We start from the raw sequence: 22,002 nt of genomic DNA on the forward strand, positions 1-22,002 counted from the left end.
ATTTTAATAGTTGATACAAGGTTCATATTCTGGAAAACAAGAAAATGCTGTTGACATTGTCTACAGCACATAAGAAAACTATATTTTCGATGAATGAAAGATTTTCAAAAGTATCCCTTGTTCATGGTTACCAAAACGGTGTCCAAAGAGGTTCATTCCACCCGAATTTAAAGCATCTTTCTTGACGCCAAACTTTATTGAGATATAGGGCTTTGAGTGTAGGGACAACTCCATCAATGTTACATCTGATAGCCTAACTCCGTCGACAAAGGATCCCTTCTTGTTAATTGTCCATGTTTTTAGAAGACCAAATTGCGTATTTTCAGTAAGCCACCATTCAGGAGTAAAGTTTCCTCGTTCACCCCCGAAATCACCAGGGCACGTCCACGTTCCTATTTCGATACCATTAACCCAAACTGTGATATCTGAAGGCCAGTCAAACTTATGATAAGGAGCCTCGGAGCATAACTCCGCCATGATTTCTATTTGGTCACACTTTGAATCATCTGGAACCCTGTTTGGGAACCTATATTCAATAAACCCACTCCGAAACCAAATTAACTCAGCATTTTTTCGGTCCGTTTCATAAAAAGTTCTGGGATCATCTAGCACCCCCAAAAAGTCTGTATCGCTGACTAATCCGCAGGTTGGCTCTACCTCACAATCTGTATACTCGCCAATTGGCATATCAATGGAAATCACATTCTCCTCACTATGTGTCTCCTTCCTAAGTTTAATGATTATCTGATCATATCTCTTTGAGCTCACTTTCTGCATCCCTCGGCCTGGTACCTGCTCAGTTGATATTAGGCCTGCATCCTCCAGCTTTTTTATATTTACCGCTGTAGTAGAAAAAGGCAGGTCCATCATTTCGGCTAAATCATTGACATTTAACGGACCCGAAGTAAGGATCTCTAGTATGTTCATCCTATGCTCATTTGACAGCGCCTTGCATATTACAATGGCTTCCTCTAAGGTTAATTGTAAGGTCCTCATAAATAAACTCCCTTTAAACTCCATTTGAAAATTATATTATCATAAAGACTGAAACTTCACATTTTTCTTTTATGGAATAACTATCATTACCTACTACTTAAATCAAAATTGAAGGTCATTATACTACGAGTGAAAACATATCACTTAAAGGCTGTTCCAAAAAATAATAAATATTATCAACTATATTCATATTAACAATAACATAAATATTAGTAATATAATCGTCACAACGCTAGTGATAATTTATTGTGATAAGCTCAATTATCATGAGCTTTAATATAAAGTGCCCCATGCAAAAAAGACTACCAAAAGATCTGGCAGCCTTTCTTTTCCCCATTCACTGAGGCCTAGTAAGTTATTTAAAGAAAATTAATTAATAGCAAGATGGCGCTTGTAATTGGTGTAAGAACCATTCCATATCGCAAGACGGCTCGCGGTAGTTTTCTGGTTAACTTCGCTCCCAGGTATGTACCAATGATTGTTCCTGAAGCAACTTTTAAGAATAGTGCCCCTCCCAAGTAGCCATTTTGAATGAAGCCAAAGGAAGCGAATAAGGCAATTGGCAGAATCACAAGCATGGTCGTTCCCACTGCAATCCTAATCGGGAAATGAAGCCATTTAATCAGGGACAATTGGATAAAAGGGGCAGCACCTATTCCACAAATCCCGGATATTAATCCATTCCCCATTCCAACGGCCATATATTTCATTGTTTTCAGCTCGGATTCCTGGTTTTGTTCTTCCAAGTTTAAATTCGTCCTCAGCCAAAGTAGCAGTCCGGATAAAGCTAAGCCTCCCACAGTGAAAAACATTAACACATTTGAATCGATAAACGGAGTCAACTGGGTGCCAAGATAAGCGCCAATCCCTCCAAAAAACCCTACTTTTAAGCCTTGCTTTAAATTTAAGTTTCCTTCCCGAAAATGACTCCAGCTTCCCGTCAATGTACTTAAACACATAACGGCCATTGCGGTCCCTAAAGCCGTATGGATTGGTACGTGAAAAATCGTAACAAGAATGGCAATGATAAATCCGGAACCCCCAGCTCCAATAAATCCTAACACGACCCCAAGGAAAAGCATTGTAATGGTAATACTCATTTTTATTTGAGTATCTCGGGTATATTTAAATGCCAATCTGTTTGTTTTTGAAACAGATATCCGGCATCAATGAGTTTTTGTTCCTCCAATGGCGCCGCTATTAGCTGGATGGCCATAGGAAGATTGCTATTTTTTGTGTAACCAGCAGGGAGTGTCAGGGTGGGAACACCTGCATTTGTAAAAGGAAGATTAAAAGCCGGTGAACCCGTTGCTAAAATTCCCTCTGGGGCAGGGGTTGGTGTTGCCGCTGTCAATAAGAGATCCACCTGTTTGAACAGATCACTTACCTCTTGCCGGAATACAGTTCGAATTCTCTGTGCCTTTAAATAGTCATTTGCTTTGATCTGAAGTCCGTCCCGAATGAACTCTTGGAGGAAAAAGCCAAATCGGGAGGCATCCTTCAAAAACTCCTCTTCATGAAAATGGGCAACTTCAGATTTCATTACGATATGGTGTGCGGCATTGGCAGCCTCTAAACTATCTGGGAGACGGATGTAAGTGATAGTAAAGCCCATTCTCTCAAACTCTCGAATTGCCTCCTCCATTGTCCTTTTTACCTCAGCATCTGTATCTTGGAAATAGTCATCGATGACAACACCGACTGTATATCCTCGTTGCTCCTGGATACGAAGATTTTGCTTTGGTAATGTCCATGTAGCTGAGTCGTCAGGATCTGGTCCGGAAATCTCATTGTATACAAGAACCGTATCTTCAACGGTACGAGTAAAAGCACCAATGTGATCCAGGCTCCAACTGGCTGGGATGACACCCGCCTTGCTGATTCTTCCATATGTTGCTTTTAGAACGGTTAATCCATTGTAGGCAGCAGGTCTGGATAAGGAGCCCGCCGTCTGGGTTCCTAATGAAAGCATGGCCATCCCTCCTGCAACAGCGGCAGCGGATCCAGAGCTTGAACCACCTGGCGTATGATTTAGGTTCCAAGGGTTCCTCGTTTCTGGAGGTCCCCCCCAGTTCGCAAATTCAGTTGTAGTGGTCTTCCCAAGCAGGATTGCTCCTGAATTTTGTAGTTTTTCAATGACTTTGGCATTCCGGTCAGGAATGAATCCTTTATTAACAAGGGATCCGCCTTCAGTAGGGATCCCCTTTGTATACATAATGTCCTTCGCTCCATATGGAATGGCAAATAACGGTGGCAGTTCATCAGGGTCCTTCATCTTCATTTCAAGTGCCTTTGCCCGTTCTACCGCCTGCGCCTTCTCCACTCTTACCCATGCTTTTACTTGGGGGTCAACTTTATCAATTTGATCGATGAACAAGGAAACCAATTCTGTGGGGGAAATCTGTTTTTCTCGTAATAACCGATGAGAATCTGCAATGGTTAAGGTAGATGTAGAGGTTTTAATCAATGGTCAAAACTCCTTTCGGTCCAAAAAGCGGCTCCGTTTCTTTTGTAATCTTATATCCTCTAATTACTTGAAGTTCATTGGAATAGGCATGATATAAATCCCCTGTAAAAAGTCCAAAAAGCTCAATTTTCTTCTGGTTTCTGCAATTTTTACAGTATCTACTTCAAGATGGAGTGCTTTCCATGGGGTACTGTCAAGATTGTGTGCCACTTCCTTTCCATCCGGACCAAAGGCACAGCTTAACCCAAAGAATTGAGATTTAATATCTGAACCTAAATGATTTATAGTCTCTTCCCCGGCCTTATTAACTCCCATTACATAAAGGCCATTTTCCCTTGCTCTTGCCTGACATTCTGACAGCCAAGCATTCTTTCTCTCTTCACCACCAGCAGCTGTTGGGATCACGATTAAGTCTGCCCCTTGTAAGGCTAAGGCTCTCGATGCTTCTGGAAAGGACCGGTCAAAACAGATTAATATGCCAACTTTGATTCCCTTAATCTCAAACACTGGGTATCCTAAACCTCTTGAGAAATACAGGGTTTCGTCTGTTGTTAAAGTAGCGAGTGATAATTTGGGAATATGGGTCTTCCGATAATAACCCACCATTTCTCCCTCATCGGAAATGACAATTGCTGTATTATAATAGAGAGTTTTACCCCCTTCCAAGTCCTTCTCAAAAATGGTGATGATTGCAAACACTCCTGCAGCTTTTGCCTTTTCCGAGAAAAATTGAAAGGTCTCCCCTTTTAATGGTTCAGCAAGATCAAAAAAAGTTTCATCCCTGACTTTACAAAAATAAGGCAATGTCATCAGCTCAGGGAAAACAATAAGATCTGCATCCGGCACTTCCAGTAAAGCTTTGTCGAACTGAGCAGCTAGCTGCTCAATCCGACCATGATAGCCCTTTTCTTCAATATTTGGACCACTTTGTAGTCCCACTACTTTTAATTTCATGTGGCCTTCTCCTCCTTATCACTCGGGAACGAAATCTGTATTGACGATATCCTCATATTTCATATTATTTTTTATATTCCCAACAAATTTTTGCATGTCGATGGCATTCTTAAACGCTTCTTCCGTAATGTCAACATCTTGAGGATATACATTGCTTTCAATCATCCGTTGTACTGCTTGTTCTACCACCTTTGCATCAAGTTCTGGGAATTCCTCTTTGGCTACTGCTTTTGCAACTTCAGGGTCTTTATGCATTAATGCAAGTGATTCCTTCATGGACTTTACAAAGCGTTTTACCAAATCAGGATTTTCCTCGATTAGTTTTTGAGATGTGTTAAAAGTAGAAAATGCATATTCTGGGTAGTCTTTGGTGAAATCATAGACTACGGTTAACCCTTCTGATAAGCCTTGTTCCACTTGCGGCTGATAAGCAACAGCAATATCGGCTTCTCCAGCAAGGACAGGGCCCAACTCCGAACCATTCTGTACTTCTGTCACCTTTACATCCTTTTCATAATCAAGGCCGTTATCTTCAAGCAAACGTTTCAACAAGGTATTGGATGTTCCTGGTGCTAACCCAACAACAATGCGTTTCCCTCTTAGGTCAGCAGGTGATTCAAATTTAACATCTTTATTTGCAAGCACCCAAACTGGGGCACTATTTGCTACAGCACTTATTGCTTTTGCGTCTCCTCCCTTTTCTTTAGCAAATCCTACGTGCTCTGGGCCATGAACAGAAAATTGAGCTTCACCAGAAAGAACAGAGGCTAAAGCGGTAGGCCCCGTACCTGCAGACCGAATATTTGTGATTTCAATTTTATTATCCTTAAAGATGCCTTCGTGGTGTCCAACATACACTGGCAAATAGAGGAGTGAATGAAAGGCCTCGGTTACAAGCACCGTATCCATCCCGCCGCTTTGTTGATTTGTTGCTGAAGCCGTCTTTGTTGAAGACGAAGCCCCTCCTGAACAAGCTGCTAAAATAAGCATGGTCAGTGAAATGAATGTGCCAAACAAGTATTTCTTCATATATTCTCCCCCTTATTAATTCTCCCTTTGTTTATTTGAAGCTTCCCATGGAATTAAGCGACTTTCCATTTTTGATACACCCACATAAAGGATGATAGCAACGGCCATTAAAGTTAGTACGCCTACCCATACAACATTCAGGTTAAATAGGTTTCCGGCAACGAATATCATTCTCCCTAACCCTTTATCGGATGAAATGAATTCCCCACCGATAACAGCAATAAGAGCAAAACCGATATTTAAACGAAAGGCGGAAATGATCCATGGCAAGGAGGACGGGATGACAACCTTTTTAAAAATCTGTCCCTTTGTCGCACCAAGTGATTTCATCAGATTGATTAAATTAGAATCAATTTGATGTGTCCCCTGATAAGCGGAAAGCAAGGCTACAATAAAAGTGGCAATGCTAGCCAGGGCAATTTTCGAAAACATCCCTGATCCAAACCAGATGATAATCATCGGAGCAAGGGCGATCTTGGGCAGACCATTTAACGCGACAACAAATGGGTCAATTATGTTGGCGAATGTTTTCGAGTACCATAGAAGCAACCCAATAATAGATCCGAGCAGACTTCCAAGAACGAAGCCGAAAATAGTGCCGTATACAGTGGCGAACATATCTGTAAATAATTGGCCGCTTTGGACTAACCGAACGCTTTCTTCCCAAATTCCACTTGGAGATCCCATTAAGAATGGATTGATCATTTGAAATCGTACTGCAAGCTCCCAAACCGCCAGTAAACCTAGGATTATACCTAGCCGACAGAGATTTATGAAGAGAATGGGGGTGCTTTTCCTTTTCACTTTCCTGATCTTTTGTTTTGTTACATTTTCAACTTGGATCATTTCCATTATGATGACCTCCCTATTTGAATATCTAAGTCAGCCCATATATTTTCAAAGAACTCATTGTACCTCTGGTCAGCTCTTGCCTTCATTCCTGATCCGAGCCTTTTGGCCAGCCCAACGTCATATATCTTCTTAACAGATGTCGGGCGCTGGGTCATCACGGCAATTCGGTCAGACATCGCAATGGCTTCCCCAATGTCATGGGTTATTAATACAGCGGTCTTCCCAAAGTCCCTTAAAATCCCTAGGATTTCTTCTTCCAACACTAGTCTGGTTTGATAGTCCAAGGCGGAAAAGGGTTCATCCAACAGGATAATATCGGGGTCAATGGCCAACGTTCTGATTAATGCAACCCTTTGCCGCATCCCTCCCGATAAGGTCGCTGGATAGGCCTTCGCAAAATCAGCCAGTCCATATTTCGCTAAATATTCTAAGGCAATGTCTTCCCTTTCTTTCTTCGCAATCCCTTTGACTTCAAGTCCAAGACTTACGTTATCCAATATGGTGCGCCAAGGAAACAGCAAGTCCTTCTGCATCATATATCCAACATGTCCCGTCGAACTTCCAATACTCTCTCCGTGTACCTTTACATTCCCTTCAGATGGTTCCATAAGGCCTGCAATGATATTAAACATGGTGCTCTTTCCACATCCGCTTGGGCCCACAATACTGATAAACTCTTTTTCTTTTATATCAAGGGTTATGTCCTTGATTACCTGGATTACATTTTCATCACTATCATAGAAATGTTTCTTCACTCCTCTTAGTTCAATCGCAATTCTTTTTTCCACATCCACCATACTCGTTTTTTCCAAATAAGTTTGAACCATTTCAGAAGATCACCTCTCATAATTTGTAATGATGTCTTTACAACTGGATGTAAAAAAATAATAGAACTTCATAAGGAGTTTTATTATGAAGATGTGAACAGAATCAATGAGTTTCTATTATTTATGATATAAAGCCTAAACTTTATACCATCGCCATCTCTTAAGTGAATTATATGTTGATAGATTTTGGATGTATATTGTGTTGTAACAAAATCTGACGCTGTTTTTTGCTTTGATTGAAAATACGACAAAAAAGCCTTCCATTGTAGATGGAAGACATCTTATGTTATTTATTATCTGAAACCCATTCATTGTCATTATTTAAATATATATTTGGCTGCTGTCTTGTTTGATCAATTTCAAATCGAAAATGAGAACCAAGATAAACCACTTTTACTTTTTCCATAGGCAACTCATTTGTGGTAAAAACAATCCCTTCCCACAGCATCAAAGGAGTTCCTTCGGTGACATTCAGTAACTCAGCTTCTTTCTCATTGGCTGGGACCGCCTGAAAGGTTTGTTTCGACCTTTTGGGAAAGATGCCTTTTTGTGCAAATAAGGAATAAAGCTCTTCGAGATTCTCCTCAAGCAAATTTGGATACAATTTAACAGGAATAATAGAGGTCCTTATAGCCAATGGTTTCCCTATGGCATATCTTAATCGAACAAGTTCAAATACCTCATCCCCTTCTTCTATACACAATGACTTAGCTAAACTGGAAGAAGCAGGGTAAATCTTTTTATCAATCAGCTTCGCACTATGACTGAATCCGAATATTTCCATCTCTTCAGCAAATGTCCTAAATATAGTAGCATCCCCAGTAAATAAAGGGGAAGATACAAACGTACCAAGCCCTCTCCTTTTAGTTAAATAACCTTCCTGAACTAGCTCAGATAAAGCTTGTCTGACAGTGGGACGGCTTATATTATGCATTTCGGAAAGGTTGTGTTCTGTTGGGATTTTTCCCCCACTTTTAAAAACTTCATTTTCAATCTGCTTGATGATCCACATCTTTAATTGAATATAAAGCGGCAGTCTGCTGTTTTGATCCATCCTCTCAATCCCTTTTTATTAGACGTTAGCAACTTATTTAAAATCAAGTATAGCAAAGGAGTTATTCTCTTTTAAACGATTAATTTCTATAAAAATACATTGGAAACACGAAAAATTCTCGTACTCGCCACCTTACAAGATACTTCCACTCTTTTAGCTCTTTAACCATAGACACACCTTCCACTTAAGGTGAGGTGAAAGAAAAGTAGCCAGCAATCCGCCTTTTCGTAGGATTGCGCCGAATAGCGGAGGAAACCTGCAAGGGAAGAGGTCTCGTTCTCCATCCATTGCTGAAGGTTCCCCAGTTCCGAAGCGGTCTTCTTTACCGCCATCTGCGACTCGGGCATTTTTTTAAAACTTTTTGAAATTTTTTCAAAGCCCCCGCCTAAAATTTTTTAAAAACTTTTCTAAGGGAAGACCGGCGCCAGGGAGGGGCTTTTCCGAGAAAGGCCGTTGTACACCCTAGGGAACCCTCTTTGAACTTGTTTCGGATGGAATCGCAGATGTCGGCCACTTCCCTCAGGTGTTCCGGGGTGACCTTAAGCCGGCCTAGTGTTCATTCAAGAATTTCTTCTCCCCATGTTCGTCGACTATACTAACAATCGACTGTCCATCTACCCCTCCACAGCCTTTCTTTCGTTTCACACGTTGCATGCTTCCCATAGGATGACCAGGATAATTTTGACATGGATAAGGATATTTGTCCGAACACATTAATTTTTAATTTCATAGAATATGACGAATAATGTATAGGAGGGAATTTATGCTCAGCGGTAATAAAGAAGAAAGATGTTTTAACTGTGGAAAAAGAGATTGCCAATGCAAAAAGAACGAATGTTCTAAATGTGAAAAAATAAAATGCCAATGTAAATCTGAACAGAAAGTTAAAGTAAAAGTAAACTACCAAGGTGGTACTCCTGGTGCTCCGGGCCCTACTGGTGCTACTGGTGCTACTGGTGCTCCGGGTGCTACTGGGGCTACTGGGGCTCCGGGCGCTACTGGGGCTCCGGGTGCTCCGGGCGCTCCGGGCGCTACTGGCGCTCCGGGTGCTACTGGCGCTACTGGCGCTACTGGGGCTCCGGGCGCTACTGGGGCTACTGGGGCTACTGGGGCTACTGGGGCTCCGGGGGCTCCGGGCGCTACTGGGGCTCCGGGCGCTACTGGTGCCACTGGCGACCCTGGTCCTACTGGAGCTACTGGCGCTACTGGTGCTCCGGGCGCAACTGGTGCCACTGGCGACCCTGGTCCTACTGGCGCTACAGGTGCTCCGGGCGCAACTGGTGCCACTGGCGCAACTGGTGCCACTGGCGACCCTGGTGCTACTGGCGCTACTGGTGCTCCGGGCGCAACTGGTGCCACTGGCGACCCTGGTCCTACTGGCGCAACTGGCGCTACTGGTGCTCCGGGCGCAACTGGCGCTACTGGTGCTCCGGGCGCTACTGGTGCCACTGGTGCCACTGGCGACCCTGGTCCTACTGGCGCTACTGGTGCTCCGGGCGCTACTGGTGCCACTGGTGCCACTGGCGACCCTGGTCCTACTGGCGCTACTGGTGCTCCGGGCGCAACTGGTGCCACTGGCGCTACTGGTGCCACTGGCGACCCTGGTGCTACTGGAGCTACTGGCGCTACTGGTGCCACTGGCGACCCTGGTCCTACTGGTGCTACTGGTGCTACTGGCGCAACTGGTGCCACTGGCGACCCTGGTCCTACTGGTGCTACTGGTGCTACTGGGGCCACTGGCGACCCTGGTGTTACTGGAGCTACTGGCGCTACTGGTGCTCCGGGCGCAACTGGGGCCACTGGCGCTACTGGCGCTACTGGTGCTCCGGGCGCAACAGGCGCAACTGGTGCTACTGGTGCGGCAGGAGCTGGAGCTATAATTCCACTAGCATCTGGTACTCCAAATGCATTAGCTACTGTAGCAGGCGGGGCAGCTGATGTTGGAGCTATTGTTGGATTTGGAGAATCAATCCCAAATGTAAGTTTAGGGGCTGGAACAATAAATCTTCAAGGTTTGGTGAACCTTGCGTTTTCAGTTCCTCGGAATGGAGCCATTACCTCATTAGCTGCCTTCTTTAGTACAACAGCTGCACTAAATCTTAACCCTGCTGTTACAGCAACAATTCAAGCTCAAGTATGGCGCTCCACTTCATCATCCAACATTTTCACTCCAATTCCTGGCGCTGTTGTAACATTAGCACCATCTCTTACAGGGTTAATTGTTATTGGAACTATTAGCAGTGGCACTGCGACTGTAAATATACCAGTAACCGCCGGAGAACGTCTAATAATGGTCTTTTCTGTAACATCTCCAGGTGGTCCAGCATCTGTTGTTACCGGAGTTGCAAGCGCAGGTATTGGAATCAGTTAATTTAAAGATTAGATTACTATTCTTTGGAGATTGGAAGGTTTACTTTTAAGTAATCCTTCCTTTTTACTGGTTCCTTATATACTTTGTTTTAGTTATATTTCAAAATTCCGGATTGGACCCATCAGTTATTTGAAATCAATTAATAAAGGGCGAGCAATAAGATAGGTTCCAGGATAGCGATACTGTTATACTTAAGGTATCGATAACATATTTGCCCCTTGTTTTATTATTAATTAAGTGTTCCGATTACGCACTAATTAGATTTAAAATCTATTAAACTTTAATTTAAGAACTTTTAATACTATGGAGGATTTTCTAGTACGGAAGGCAGGTTGGAAGGGAAAATGATACAAAATAGAACCTTTTGGGGGAAGTATCTTACCAATACTCAATTAGATCTTTCTATTGCCAGCTATACAAAAGTTCCTCTTACTTGGGGTGAAGATAGCTATATTCCCGAATTTAACAAACTGTATTTCATTATGGAAGGTGAAGGATTTGTAAGGGTAAATGATAAGACGTATTACCCTAAACCTGGTGAACTTTATTTGCTTCCTTCTGGAACCGTCCAAGCATATGGCACAATTAGTGGTAATACATTCGGCAAATATTGGTGTCATTTTACATCCAAACTAAACGACTCTCAATTATTTGATTTGATAAAGACTCCTGTTTTCCTTAAAACTCACAATCAGGAACAACTTAAAAGTAAATTTGAACAGCTTATTTTTTACTCGGAAAAAGAAGACATCTCCAGTGGGTTTCGTGTTCATGCAATTTTGTTGGATTTTATCGCGGAATTTATTGAAAAAAGTGGCACTGTCAATTTAAACACTAGAACTGTTCCGTCATACGATAAAATGGACGATATTGTTCAATATATAGAAGAAAATCTTGATGCACCACTATGTGTAGATGACTTAGCTAGTATTGCTAATTTTCATCCGAATTACTTCATTTCAGTTTTTAAAAAATACACCGGGCTTTCCCCTATCCAGTTTATTAATCGGCAGCGTATGGAAAGAGCTAAGCACTTATTGATTACAACTGATTATAGCGTATCAACAATAGCTGAATCTCTAGGATTCGATCTTTCCTATTTTTCTCGTATGTTTAGGGTACACATCGGGTTTTCACCCACTAATTATCGGGATATGGTGTCTATGTCTGCATTATCAAAATATGGTGAATAATAGGTGTATAAGGAACTAATTCTTTTTCAAAGTGCTCCATACTGTCGAATTCCTGCAGGTAAAGTAGCTCAGACTTTATGATAATCCAAAGAGAATTTTCCATGACTGCGTAATCTAAACAATTTCCCTTTACGAGACATGCATTGTATAATGCCATGCTCCTTTAATGTTCTTTGATATTTTTTCATTTTGTAATGCCAGCCTTGAGCGGAATGGAGGATGGCTCGATCTTCTTATTTTAAACGCTAAGCTACTTGTTCCAACATATCACTTACAAGTTGATAACTGGTCGTTTCAATACTTTTTAGGTAATGATTTCGCCATTACATAAATTAAGATTGGGTGAAAAATATAAAAACACCCCAAAACCGTTAGATTTGTGTCTAACTATTTAGGGGCAGTTCAGAAATATTGACTTTAATCGATCACATTAAGGTGCAAACATAACTCTGGAAAGAAGTTAGTGTATTTCCAGCCAGTATTACTCTATTTCCCCTATAATATTAAATCATATGCAAGTTCAATCACCAATCTATGGGAGATAAATCATTCTTCCTTAGGGTATTGGTATTAATAGACATATTTTAGATTCAATATTTATCTCTGCAACATTATAGAATAGTAATTAAGGCAATACATTACCTGCAGCACGATAGATGCCATACCACTCCTCACGAGTAAGAGAGATCTCAGAAGCCTTACAGCAATCCTTTAAACGGACTTCATTCATCGTACCGATAACCGGTTGCATGTTTGCTGGATGACGCAATAACCAAGCTATAGCGATTGTTGTATTGCTAACTTCATATTTGTTAGCAACTTCATTAACCTTTTGATTCAATTCAGGAAACTTGTCGTTATCTAGGAATACCCCCTCAAAAAATCCGTATTGGAAAGGAGACCATGGCTGAATGGTAATATCGTTTAGTCTGCAGTAATCAAGGATGCTGCCGTCTCTGTTCACTGCAGCATCATTTTCCATGTTTACATTAAATCCATTAGAGATCATATTTGCGTTGGTAATACTTAATTGAAGCTGATTAGCAACTATTGTTTGCTTCACCGACTTCTTTAATAATTCAATCTGCATTGGATTCTGATTGGATACACCAAAGTGACGAACTTTTCCTGACCTTTCAAGAATATCGAAAGCCTCTGCTACTTCTTCTGGATCTACCAACGTATCCGGACGGTGTAGCAATAGAATATCCAGGTAATCTGTCTTCAATCTCTTTAAGCTTCCATCAACGGATTCTAAAATATGTTCTTTTGAGAAGTCGAACATTCCCTCTCTAATACCGCACTTAGATTGCAGAAAAATCTTTTCACGTATATCATCGTTCATATGGATGGCTTCAGAAAAAATTTCCTCACATGTTCCGCCCCCATAAATATCCGCATGGTCGAAGAAATTCGCACCTAATTCAAGCGCTGAATGGACAAAGTGCTCAGCCTCAGCCTTTTCCAGAGAATTAATGCGCATACAGCCGACAGAAACAACCGGCACCTCTAAAGTACTTTTCCCAAGTTTCATAGTCCTCATGATTTATCCTCCTTGTTTATAATTATTTTATTTATAATGTTTAAACACTTTTTATGCTGGTGGCAAAGGTGTATGAATAAGACAAATAGAAATTGTATGTATCCTTTATGATTGTAAAACACAGATAAAGCGTTTACAAGAACTTAATACGCATTAATAACTTTGTCTTCTTTGTAGAAGCGTTGCTTTTTAGAGAATCATGCGTCTTAAAGTATTTAATATTAGTAGTCATCTATACACGAAAAGGGCGTATTAGTCCAAGAACTTCTAGGTTGCAACATAAAGCTCTTATTGAGTAAGTTTAAAAGCGAACCTCTTTGTAACAATATAAGAATAATATAAAAACACCTACATTGAGTTTCCTTCCAATCCTGTCCAAGCATGGGACAATAGAAAAAGCTAAGCACTTATTTTACAACTGAATATAGTGTATCAACAATAACGGAATCTTTATGCCTGGATCTTCTTCACGAATGTTTAGGGACCAAAACGGATTTTCGCCCACTAAGCCTATAGCACATTCTATATGGAATTAAAAACAGACCCCGTACTATGACGGGGTCATCAGGTCAGAGTAAAGTTCTTAAGATAAATCTGTATTTATGGATAGGGTTTATTGATTTTTTTGGATTCCATTCTTAAAATCTTTTATGGATAAAATGTATTAGCTGGCGTAGTGGTAGGACACCATCGTGAGTTTAAGAGAAACTTAATAAGACTATCCTTTGCCCTCTCTGTTCCAATATACCGCAAAGCCTCTGCGGCATGAGCACGAACATATCGATTCTCATCATTTAAAGCTAGTTCCAATTCAGGGACTGCTGTATCTGCATAAGAACTAAGGCGTGCGAGAGACAGACATGCCATAAAACGAACTTGATTGTCAGAGTCTTGTAAACACTTAGACAATTCGTTAGCAATAATTTCTGAATGGCTGCCATTCATAGAGAGCGCTTCCACTATAGTTCTTCGAACGTATACAGAAGAATGGTTTTTTAGGCAGTCAATCAAATAAGGGACTGCTTCTCCTGCAAGATAGCCCTGTTCGCCTAGAGCAAAAGCTGCATGTACTACTGTTTCGACCCGACTGTTTTCCAAAGCTGATATTAAACCAGGAATTGCTTCTGGACCAGCTATTGATAATCCATACGCAGCAAGCCGAGAAACATTCGTGTTCTCATGGTGAAGGGCTTGTAAAAGACCTTGTACACCGGCCTTTCCGCTGCAGGCAAGTTCATAAGCTGCATTTAATGCGACAGGCTCATAATGATGTTCAATGGATTTAACCAACTCTTCTACCTGCATTACATCTTTGGGCTGAGTATCAGCCATGCTACCAATTTTTCCATGTAACCAATTCCAAGTATCTTCCCACATCACATTATGTTCACCTGGTAGGGCCTTGGCTGAGGAAGGTTTAACCCATGCCTTTTCGGAATTATTCCAGCTAGGTGATTCAGGTAATTGAGTTCTCATAAATTCAAACTTTAACATAAAGCGAGGTTGTCCGAGTTTGTTTGGTGTAGCCCGATGCCATATATCATAATGGATTAACGCAAATGTCCCTGCTTTTCCACTCGCTAATGCCTCCTCTTTTGGGTCGTCGGTTTCAAAAATACGAGTCTCATAATTTTGTGTACCAGGCATAATTCCTGTTGGGCCAAGCTCTACTGGTGTATCTTGAGGAAAGTACATTATCATGGCCCACCAAGGGTGATGATTTCTCATTCTCTCATATCCCCAGTAGCTGTCTTTATGCCATCCACCAGCCACAGGAGAAGCATTATAATGCCCATGTCTGTGGGCATGAAGCATATAGTTCGGACCTAATACACTGGTTAATGCACCAGTAATAACAGGGTTATCGAATACCTTTTGCACCTCTTGAATTCTAGGCAATATATTATTTCCAGGGTTCCCTTCTTCTTCATACACTTTTTTTAGCTGCGTATTAAGATTTTCATGAAATTCCTCAGGAAAATCAGTTTGAAGGATAAGATAGCCATCAGTAATGAATTTCCTCATCTGTTCATCTGATAATAATGACGGGGTATCGAGTTTCAGTTGCGTCATAAATTCCCTCCTAAAATAAAGTTTCCCACTACACTTTGATTATAGAGGAGGTTTTGTAGTACCAGAATGGATTAAACTAAGGTAGATTTGTATAAAATTAAGAAAGTTGATGAATCTGTGATCACGATGCTCTAGAATTTATCAATTCTTTTTTTGTTTATCTTTCTTTTATATTAAAAGTTTAAAGTTTAAAATAAGACAGCGAACGTAGCACTTAACAAGTCAGATTTTAGTACATTGTTTTTTCTTACCACCATGGAAGCGCTTGGTTTATAGCTGATTAATCTCCTTTTTTCTGGATTATCCAATGCGGTTATGGATCCAGCTTGGTGGGAAAAACTTGATTTTGGGTTTATATATCCAGGCAAACTAATGGCAATCCCGCTTATTGAGGAGCTGGTATATTCCTCAATGACATAAAGGATATCAGACAAAAAGAACTCTAGATTACCACATTGAGTAGGGTAAATATACTTTGAGAGAATCGTGTAATCCTCCAATATTATTCCTGCTTGACCTTTGTACCGCCGACACCAAAAAAAATGTACTTTTTCATCGATTAGCCCCCTTGGCTTCTCGGTTTTTAATGATTGGAAGAGTATTTATTAAATTTCATAATCTACGACAATCACATTGTCGATGACTCCATTTAAGGAGGAAACAAATTCTTGGTGAATTGGATGTGGCAAATAATCATGAAGTGCATGCTTGTTTTCAAAGGTTATACGCAACGCCAGAGTATAGCCCTGTTTATTTTCAATTTCTTCTGTCACGTTAATACCTGCAGTGAGCTCCATGATTCCAGGGATTTTTCCTTTAAACGATTTCAGTTGTTTTAAGAGTTCCTGTTCTTTTTCGAAGGTAATATGTTCATTGAATTTAAAAGTAACAATGTGCTCGTACATCTTCTCTCCTTCTTTCTATTATCATTTTTTGTTTCTGAAATCAGTTAATTCAACTCGTTTTTATTTATTAGAAGTGTATACCTCATGCCCAGCTACCATCTCACGGTATAGATTCTTCAAAAGGTTTAGTTTGTAAGCTCTTTAAGCTTTTTCATCTTGAATTTCCCTATATCTACAACTTTTTTCTCTGTCCAAATCATATAAACTTAAATTCTCATTCCTTCACAATCGGACATAGAGGTACTCTATTTCAAAACTTCCTTATTTCTTTTAGTAGAATTTCTGATAATAAGCTCTGATTGGTAAAGGATTTCTTGATTCCATCGTTTCTGTTTACCTTCTATCATATCTAGAATTATTTTTGTCGCTTGAATACCCATTTCCTTTTTTAACTGTTTAAGACAAGTTAGTTTTACTTCTGTTGCTGTTGCTAGAGACGATTCTTCAAAACTGAGTATGGATATATCTTCTGGAACCTTTAGCCGTTTTTTCCGTAAAATCTCTAATAGTTTTATCGCAACTTCATCGTCGTAGCATACAAAAGCTGTAGGTCTCTCTATAGAATCTTGAAGCAAAAATCTGAATGCATTTAATGTCTTCCAATCTGTTTCTTCAGTAATGCTGGTTAGGATTAAATCTGGATTAAGCGCCAAATTAAACTCATTATGCGCTCGGATAAATCCTTTTAATCGGTGAACACCTTGTAAGTCATCGGTTTTAAAGAAACCAGCAATCCTCCGATGACCTAGTGTTATCAAGTGTTCTCCCGCTAAAAATCCTGCCTCTTCGTCATCCACCTTGATACAAGGACAGCTTAATTCTGGATAACGCTCATTTATCATTACATACGGAATATTTTTATTAGCCAGCCCTAGGAATAATGATAAATTTTCATTTTTATGAGCGCTCTTCGTTGGTTCAATGATCATCCCGCCAATAGGTTGGCAAGTTAGGTTTTTAATGTGTTCCCCTTCTTTTTTCTTGTCACCATCTGAACTGCATAGCAGTAATTTGTATCCTCGGTTCCGAAGTGTCTCATCCACACCTTTTATAATGCTAGGGAAATTATGATTAGATAGATTTGTAGTTACTAGTGCAATAGTTTTTGAATCAGGCTCATCACTTTTTTTCATAGTTCTAACAAAAGTCCCTTTCCCCTTGTGTCTGGTAACATACCCCTCTCTTTCCAATATACCTAATGCTTGCCGGACTGTTTGTCTGCTAACGTTAAAGTTTTTTGCTATCCACATTTCTGGAGGTAACAGTCCGTTTGTTATATATAGACTATTAGCATTAATCCAAGTAAGAATTTCATTTTTTATTTGAAGGTACTTTGGCATTAATTGATCATCCATATTTTCACCTTGGCTCCTAGTAGTTTTATAAGTTCCTTGTTGAAAATATTGAAATTGTACAGGTTTATTAGGTAATAAAAACTACTTAAAAACAGCCTAAATCCTTACTAGTTGAGGATTTAGGCGTAAAAAGGTTAATAATTAAATTGTTTCTCTTTCTTGCACCCAAACTTGCATTTCACCTAAGCCTCTGTTGGCCCAGGAAAAGTATGGTATGAACTTTAAGGTAACGGCTTCTGTCTCTATTTTGGGATTACTCTTATATAAGGCTTCTCCCCAGTTTTCCGCCTTCTGTTTTATTGCTTGTCCAATAATCACTTGCATCCCGCCGAACAGGTTTTGGTCTGAATTTACCTCCAGCTTTCCATCTGTCGGCAACATCACCTGTTGCAAATTTGATCCGTTATCTGCCTCCTCGATACAATACACAAGCGGTCCTCTCTGCAGTGCCACTTTTCCTGCAGTCTGCCTGATATAAGGATGACCTTTTACCCGCTGAACTGGCATGGAAAGAATCAATTGAATCTCGTCACCTGTTTTCCAGCTTCCCTCTAGTATTGCAAACCCATCGGCCATAATACCATCCAAAGACTTTCTTTCCCCGTTTACAGTAATCTCTGCCTGATCGCACCATTCTGGGATACGAAGAGCAATGGAGAAATTAGTTTCCCGATCAGCCTGTACAGTAAAATTAATATTTCCATCCCATGGATAGTTAGAATTCTGTTCCAGAATAACTCGATTACTTTCAAATTCAAATTCGGCTTTTCCGCTAATATATAATTGTGCATAAACAGTATTTTCCTGAACTGTATAAATATATTGTCCTAGTGAGGCAAGCATTCTGGCGACATTTGGTGGGCAGCATGCACAGCCAAACCATTTTTGCCGAACAGGTTTAACGTGGTCATAATTTTGGTTGTTTTCATACGCCTTTGGGTAGACCTCGAGAGGGTTGACGTAAAAGAAGCTTTTCCCATCCCGAGACATCCCACCCAGCACTGTATTGTATAGGGCCCTTTCCATAACGTCCGCATATTTTCTGACCGGTTCCAATTGCATCATTCTCTGAGCAAAGAAAATCAACCCTATAGAAGCACAAGTCTCTGCATAAACGGTATCATTCGGAAGGTCATAATCAGATGAAAAAGCCTCACCATGTCTCTGGGATCCAATACCTCCCGTGATATACATCTGTTTTGTAACCATATTTCTCCAAAGTCTCTGACACGTTTGAATCATATCCCGGTTGCCCGTTTCAGCTGCCAAATGTGCAATTCCAGCGCACATATATACGAAACGCACTGCATGGCCAATAGCCTTCTCCTGCTCATTAATTGGCTTGTGTGCTTGGCTGTATGCCTTGTCCTTAATCATAAAATCATCGGCCCAATGATGGGTGCCACCACGCTTCTTTGCTTCTATATCATAAAAGTATGGTTCCTTTCCTCTCTCTTCAAGGAAAAATTGACAAAGCTTTACATACTTTTCATCATACGTCACTTCATATAATTTCATCAATGCTAGCTCTATTTCCTGATGCCCATCATACCCTTGGAGTTTTCCGGGTTCGGAGCCAAAAACATCGTCAATATGATCCGCTAATTTTATGACCACATCAAGAATCTTTCTTTTCCCTGTGGCCCTATAATAGGCGACAGCTCCTTCAATCATATGCCCGGCACAATATAGTTCATGGCATTCACAAAGGTCTGTCCAGCGGTTATTCGGTTCCTTCAAAGTATAATAAGTATTCAAGTACCCATCTTCACGTTGGGCTTTTGCTATAATATCAATCACTTCATCCGCAATTTTCTCCAGCTCCGGATCCCTTTCTACAGCTAACAAATATCCGACGGCTTCGAGCCATTTTGCCACATCGCTGTCCTGAAACACCATCCCATAATATTCACCCTGTTCTTCACCTGCTGCAATCTTAAAATTTTTAATGGCATGGCTTGGTTCAGCATTAGGGATACGATCATTTAGAGCATCCCATTGATATGGAACCACGACATCTCTAACCAAGTTAATATAATACGACCAAAATGAATCATTGATTTGGACATTGTTCAATGGAAGCGTCATTGTTTTAGAGATTGTATTTTTCATTTTTTCCTCCTGTTATCCGGGTTTATTTTAGTAGTACGTTTTCAAGCTTTGTGTCCGACTCTCATTATTGAATGCAATTTCATAGGTGCCTCAATAAAGAGTAAATTTGTTTTTTAGTTCTTTTTAGTGCATTCCTATAAATTAAGGCTTCTATATGAGGAAGATCCCTTTTTCCTACTATGCTTAGTTCTTACCCGTTTAACTATAAAAATCAGGTAATACTTATTTTCAATCTATTAATAGATATATAGCTAGCGAATTACAGGAAATTCCCCGATTCGTAACCGCGCACAGCCATACGGGACAAGTTCCAGAGCTTCAGCCCGGCCCTTTTCATAAGGTCGTGGATTCAAAGGTGGCGCCCCCGCCGAGTTTTTCTCCATCACCCAGTTCGATATGAGCTGTCCCTTTGTCATGAGCTTAATAGGAGCCGTTTCTGCACGAAATGGTTGAGATGTTAGCTCTCCTGTTTCCAATTTAAATTCTGCATTTTCAAGAAGAGCGTAACGCCAGGCACTCTTGGGATAGATCTCCCAATCATGGAAACGTTCCCTTTCTTGCACGCATACCCATTGTTCACCGAGTGGCAGAACATACACAAGAGGACCCCGTTCCACACTTACGGCCGAATTATTTCGTTCATTTAACTCAACTTCCATCGGTAAGCTCAATTCAATTTGATCATTATTACTCCAAAATTGATTTAAACACGCAAATCCATTTTCAACCTGAACTTCCATACGGGTACCGTTTACCTTAATGATTGGCGCTTTACACCATCTTGGAATACGCAAGTTTAATGGGAATCTTGTTTCTTTCGATACACTCAGATCAATAGTCACATGTTCTCGGAACGGATAATCACTCTGAACCGTTAACTCAACCCCTATCCCCTTCTCAACTGTTGTTAGCACTTTACATGGTGCATAGGAAATAGCAGCCAAACCGCCATCCTGTGTAGACATCCATAAACTCGTCACAAATTTTGGCCATCCCTGGTGCATATTCGATGTGCAACAGCCAAAATGAGGCTCTAATCCAAACATGTTTGCATCAGGTCCATTTACCCATGGACGCTTTGCTGCATTGCACATAATTTGGTTAACTTGCTGATCGTATTGATGTGAATCCCATGTGGGAGATATTGCTGCTGGAAGTGCGTTAAACGCAACCTTTTCCAATATGTCGGCAAAACTCCCATCCCCTAGGATTCTTATGATCTGTTCCAAACTGAACATATACTCGACTACGGCACATAGCTCAATACCTTGGCTAGGATGGGTTCCTGATAACCACTCATCGCCGGAAAACATGCCATGCGCTTGTCCATGGTACGTCATCAAGCTTTCAATTCCTTTATATACCGCTTCTTTTTCCATAACATCATTTGTTTGGCGAAAGAAAACGGCTGGTGCCTTTATCCCCATTGCAACATTCACAACATGAGTACGGTGGTTCCATTCGTACTGTTTGCGCCAATACGGGAATTTTGCAAAAATACTGCTCCAATCGATTGTTTGCGTGCGAACCGTTTCAGCCAATTCAAGGAGAGATGGATCCTTTGTTTTCTCATGTAACCATTGAATCGATAGAAGCAAATCTGCTCCGCGTGCCTGGGCCCACTCCCTCAAAGGCACTTTTTCAATTGCTTCTTTTAAATAGTGGAAATAACGGATCAGAAACGGAATCACTCGTTCGTCATTAGTGGCTTCTTGGTATTGCGTCAATACCTTTAACATGATGATTTCCTGCCACCAATCTTGCTGATCCATATCTACATTATCATCACACTCTAGATTGACTGTCGTCAGGTGGTTAGGGCCAAATGATCCATCTTCTCGCTGGCTGTTTAATGTCCATTCAATCCACGGACGAGCCTTTTCAATTAACTGCTGGTCTTCCAGTAAATAAGCAAGCGGAACTAATCCATCCAAATAATAAGGACCCCGTTCCCAACTATCACCAGAACCGCCAAGCCAGCCATTGTTTGGTCCTACATCCTCCCAATGTTCATCTAAATGGCCAGTGAATCCGTTAGCCTGTATTTTTAATTGATTTTTCAACCATCCTTCTGGTTTGATGCTCCCAAGCGGTAACGATTGTAATTTGGTTTCTGCAAGAGAGAGGCTTGGGAGCTCATTGGTTCTGTTCATTATTAGACACTCCAATCTAAAGGATCATTGAGTATAATAAGTTCTGAAAAGATGCGGGATTGCTCCTGCAACCCATTATCATAACGGGTACAGATGCTGGTTAAAAACTGTTTACTAG

Annotated in this window: 17 protein-coding genes and 1 pseudogene; 2 read left to right on the plus strand and 16 right to left on the minus strand. The window is 40.7% G+C overall.

Annotated features, from left to right (window positions below):
- Window positions 1-78 precede the first annotated feature (78 nt).
- From EV146_RS22020 to EV146_RS27700, 9 genes are all read right to left on the minus strand, one after another.
- Window positions 79-996, minus strand: coding sequence for an ArsR/SmtB family transcription factor (locus EV146_RS22020; RefSeq protein WP_132010800.1), 918 nt, complete (start codon window positions 994-996; stop codon window positions 79-81).
- A gap of 359 nt (window positions 997-1,355) precedes the next feature.
- A complete protein-coding gene (locus EV146_RS22025; RefSeq protein ID WP_132010802.1) occupies window positions 1,356-2,096 on the minus strand; it encodes a sulfite exporter TauE/SafE family protein in 741 nt (246 codons plus the stop codon).
- Between the two features lie 2 nt (window positions 2,097-2,098).
- The gene (locus EV146_RS22030; RefSeq protein WP_132010804.1) at window positions 2,099-3,463 is read right to left on the minus strand and encodes an amidase; all 1,365 of its coding nucleotides are present in this window, start codon (window positions 3,461-3,463) and stop codon (window positions 2,099-2,101) included.
- A 63-nt stretch (window positions 3,464-3,526) separates the two neighbouring features.
- The gene (locus EV146_RS22035; protein WP_132010806.1) at window positions 3,527-4,417 is read right to left on the minus strand and encodes a carbon-nitrogen hydrolase family protein; all 891 of its coding nucleotides are present in this window, start codon (window positions 4,415-4,417) and stop codon (window positions 3,527-3,529) included.
- An 18-nt stretch (window positions 4,418-4,435) separates the two neighbouring features.
- The gene (locus EV146_RS22040; protein WP_199232705.1) at window positions 4,436-5,446 is read right to left on the minus strand and encodes an ABC transporter substrate-binding protein; all 1,011 of its coding nucleotides are present in this window, start codon (window positions 5,444-5,446) and stop codon (window positions 4,436-4,438) included.
- 15 nt (window positions 5,447-5,461) lie between these two features.
- Window positions 5,462-6,298 carry an ABC transporter permease gene (locus tag EV146_RS22045; protein WP_132010808.1) on the minus strand — a complete coding sequence of 279 codons (837 nt, stop codon included), beginning with the start codon at window positions 6,296-6,298 and terminating at the stop codon, window positions 5,462-5,464.
- Window positions 6,298-7,125 carry an ABC transporter ATP-binding protein gene (locus EV146_RS22050; RefSeq protein ID WP_241994014.1) on the minus strand — a complete coding sequence of 276 codons (828 nt, stop codon included), beginning with the start codon at window positions 7,123-7,125 and terminating at the stop codon, window positions 6,298-6,300. The genes EV146_RS22045 and EV146_RS22050 overlap by 1 nt, the downstream gene beginning before the upstream one ends.
- Window positions 7,126-7,411: 286 nt before the next feature.
- The gene (locus EV146_RS22055) at window positions 7,412-8,179 is read right to left on the minus strand and encodes a GntR family transcriptional regulator (RefSeq protein WP_132010810.1); all 768 of its coding nucleotides are present in this window, start codon (window positions 8,177-8,179) and stop codon (window positions 7,412-7,414) included.
- Between the two features lie 161 nt (window positions 8,180-8,340).
- A complete protein-coding gene (locus tag EV146_RS27700; RefSeq protein ID WP_199232706.1) occupies window positions 8,341-8,526 on the minus strand; it encodes a hypothetical protein in 186 nt (61 codons plus the stop codon).
- Between the two features lie 416 nt (window positions 8,527-8,942).
- Here EV146_RS27700 and EV146_RS22060 point away from each other — a divergent pair, with 416 nt between their 5' ends.
- Window positions 8,943-10,550, plus strand: a complete 1,608-nt coding sequence (locus EV146_RS22060; RefSeq protein WP_277873241.1) for an exosporium glycoprotein BclB-related protein — start codon at window positions 8,943-8,945, stop codon at window positions 10,548-10,550.
- A gap of 482 nt (window positions 10,551-11,032) precedes the next feature.
- On the plus strand, window positions 11,033-11,743 hold the full coding sequence (locus EV146_RS22065) for an AraC family transcriptional regulator (protein WP_422392561.1): 711 nt from the start codon (window positions 11,033-11,035) through the stop codon (window positions 11,741-11,743).
- Here the strand turns inward: EV146_RS22065 and EV146_RS28435 are convergent.
- The 7 genes and pseudogenes from EV146_RS28435 to EV146_RS22095 all read right to left on the minus strand — a co-directional run.
- A pseudogene (locus EV146_RS28435) lies at window positions 11,733-11,964 on the minus strand (IS3 family transposase); the annotation flags it as partial. The gene EV146_RS22065 and the pseudogene EV146_RS28435 sit on opposite strands and share 11 nt — an antisense overlap.
- A gap of 404 nt (window positions 11,965-12,368) precedes the next feature.
- Window positions 12,369-13,286 carry an aldo/keto reductase gene (locus EV146_RS22070; RefSeq protein WP_132010816.1) on the minus strand — a complete coding sequence of 306 codons (918 nt, stop codon included), beginning with the start codon at window positions 13,284-13,286 and terminating at the stop codon, window positions 12,369-12,371.
- 648 nt (window positions 13,287-13,934) lie between these two features.
- Window positions 13,935-15,359, minus strand: a complete 1,425-nt coding sequence (locus EV146_RS22075; protein WP_132010818.1) for a HEAT repeat domain-containing protein — start codon at window positions 15,357-15,359, stop codon at window positions 13,935-13,937.
- 605 nt (window positions 15,360-15,964) lie between these two features.
- Entirely contained in the window at window positions 15,965-16,264 is a 300-nt protein-coding gene (locus tag EV146_RS22080) for a Dabb family protein (protein WP_132010820.1), read from the minus strand.
- Window positions 16,265-16,509: 245 nt separating this feature from the next.
- Window positions 16,510-17,619 (minus strand): GntR family transcriptional regulator, encoded by a 1,110-nt coding sequence (locus EV146_RS22085; RefSeq protein WP_132010822.1) that lies wholly within the window; start codon window positions 17,617-17,619, stop codon window positions 16,510-16,512.
- A gap of 141 nt (window positions 17,620-17,760) precedes the next feature.
- Window positions 17,761-19,731 carry a glycoside hydrolase family 127 protein gene (locus EV146_RS22090; RefSeq protein ID WP_132010824.1) on the minus strand — a complete coding sequence of 657 codons (1,971 nt, stop codon included), beginning with the start codon at window positions 19,729-19,731 and terminating at the stop codon, window positions 17,761-17,763.
- 251 nt (window positions 19,732-19,982) lie between these two features.
- The gene (locus tag EV146_RS22095) at window positions 19,983-21,884 is read right to left on the minus strand and encodes a beta-L-arabinofuranosidase domain-containing protein (RefSeq protein WP_132010826.1); all 1,902 of its coding nucleotides are present in this window, start codon (window positions 21,882-21,884) and stop codon (window positions 19,983-19,985) included.
- Window positions 21,885-22,002 lie beyond the last annotated feature (118 nt).

Source organism: Mesobacillus foraminis (assembly GCF_004340465.1).
GTDB lineage: Bacteria > Bacillota > Bacilli > Bacillales > Cytobacillaceae > Mesobacillus_B > Mesobacillus_B foraminis.

Bases quoted from the DNA above. Each gene is read 5' to 3' on its own strand.
- EV146_RS22020 (WP_132010800.1), bottom strand. From the start codon at position 996: ATGAGGACCTTACAATTAACCTTAGAGGAAGCCATTGTAATATGCAAG.
- EV146_RS22025 (WP_132010802.1), bottom strand. From the start codon at position 2,096: ATGAGTATTACCATTACAATGCTTTTCCTTGGGGTCGTGTTAGGATTT.
- EV146_RS22035 (WP_132010806.1), bottom strand. From the start codon at position 4,417: ATGAAATTAAAAGTAGTGGGACTACAAAGTGGTCCAAATATTGAAGAA.
- EV146_RS22040 (WP_199232705.1), bottom strand. From the start codon at position 5,446: ATGAAGAAATACTTGTTTGGCACATTCATTTCACTGACCATGCTTATT.
- EV146_RS22045 (WP_132010808.1), bottom strand. From the start codon at position 6,298: ATGGAAATGATCCAAGTTGAAAATGTAACAAAACAAAAGATCAGGAAA.
- EV146_RS22050 (WP_241994014.1), bottom strand. From the start codon at position 7,125: ATGGTTCAAACTTATTTGGAAAAAACGAGTATGGTGGATGTGGAAAAA.
- EV146_RS22055 (WP_132010810.1), bottom strand. From the start codon at position 8,179: ATGGATCAAAACAGCAGACTGCCGCTTTATATTCAATTAAAGATGTGG.
- EV146_RS27700 (WP_199232706.1), bottom strand. From the start codon at position 8,526: ATGCCCGAGTCGCAGATGGCGGTAAAGAAGACCGCTTCGGAACTGGGG.
- EV146_RS22060 (WP_277873241.1), top strand. From the start codon at position 8,943: ATGCTCAGCGGTAATAAAGAAGAAAGATGTTTTAACTGTGGAAAAAGA.
- EV146_RS22065 (WP_422392561.1), top strand. From the start codon at position 11,033: ATGGAAGGTGAAGGATTTGTAAGGGTAAATGATAAGACGTATTACCCT.
- EV146_RS22070 (WP_132010816.1), bottom strand. From the start codon at position 13,286: ATGAGGACTATGAAACTTGGGAAAAGTACTTTAGAGGTGCCGGTTGTT.
- EV146_RS22075 (WP_132010818.1), bottom strand. From the start codon at position 15,359: ATGACGCAACTGAAACTCGATACCCCGTCATTATTATCAGATGAACAG.
- EV146_RS22080 (WP_132010820.1), bottom strand. From the start codon at position 16,264: ATGTACGAGCACATTGTTACTTTTAAATTCAATGAACATATTACCTTC.
- EV146_RS22085 (WP_132010822.1), bottom strand. From the start codon at position 17,619: ATGGATGATCAATTAATGCCAAAGTACCTTCAAATAAAAAATGAAATT.
- EV146_RS22090 (WP_132010824.1), bottom strand. From the start codon at position 19,731: ATGAAAAATACAATCTCTAAAACAATGACGCTTCCATTGAACAATGTC.
- EV146_RS22095 (WP_132010826.1), bottom strand. From the start codon at position 21,884: ATGAACAGAACCAATGAGCTCCCAAGCCTCTCTCTTGCAGAAACCAAA.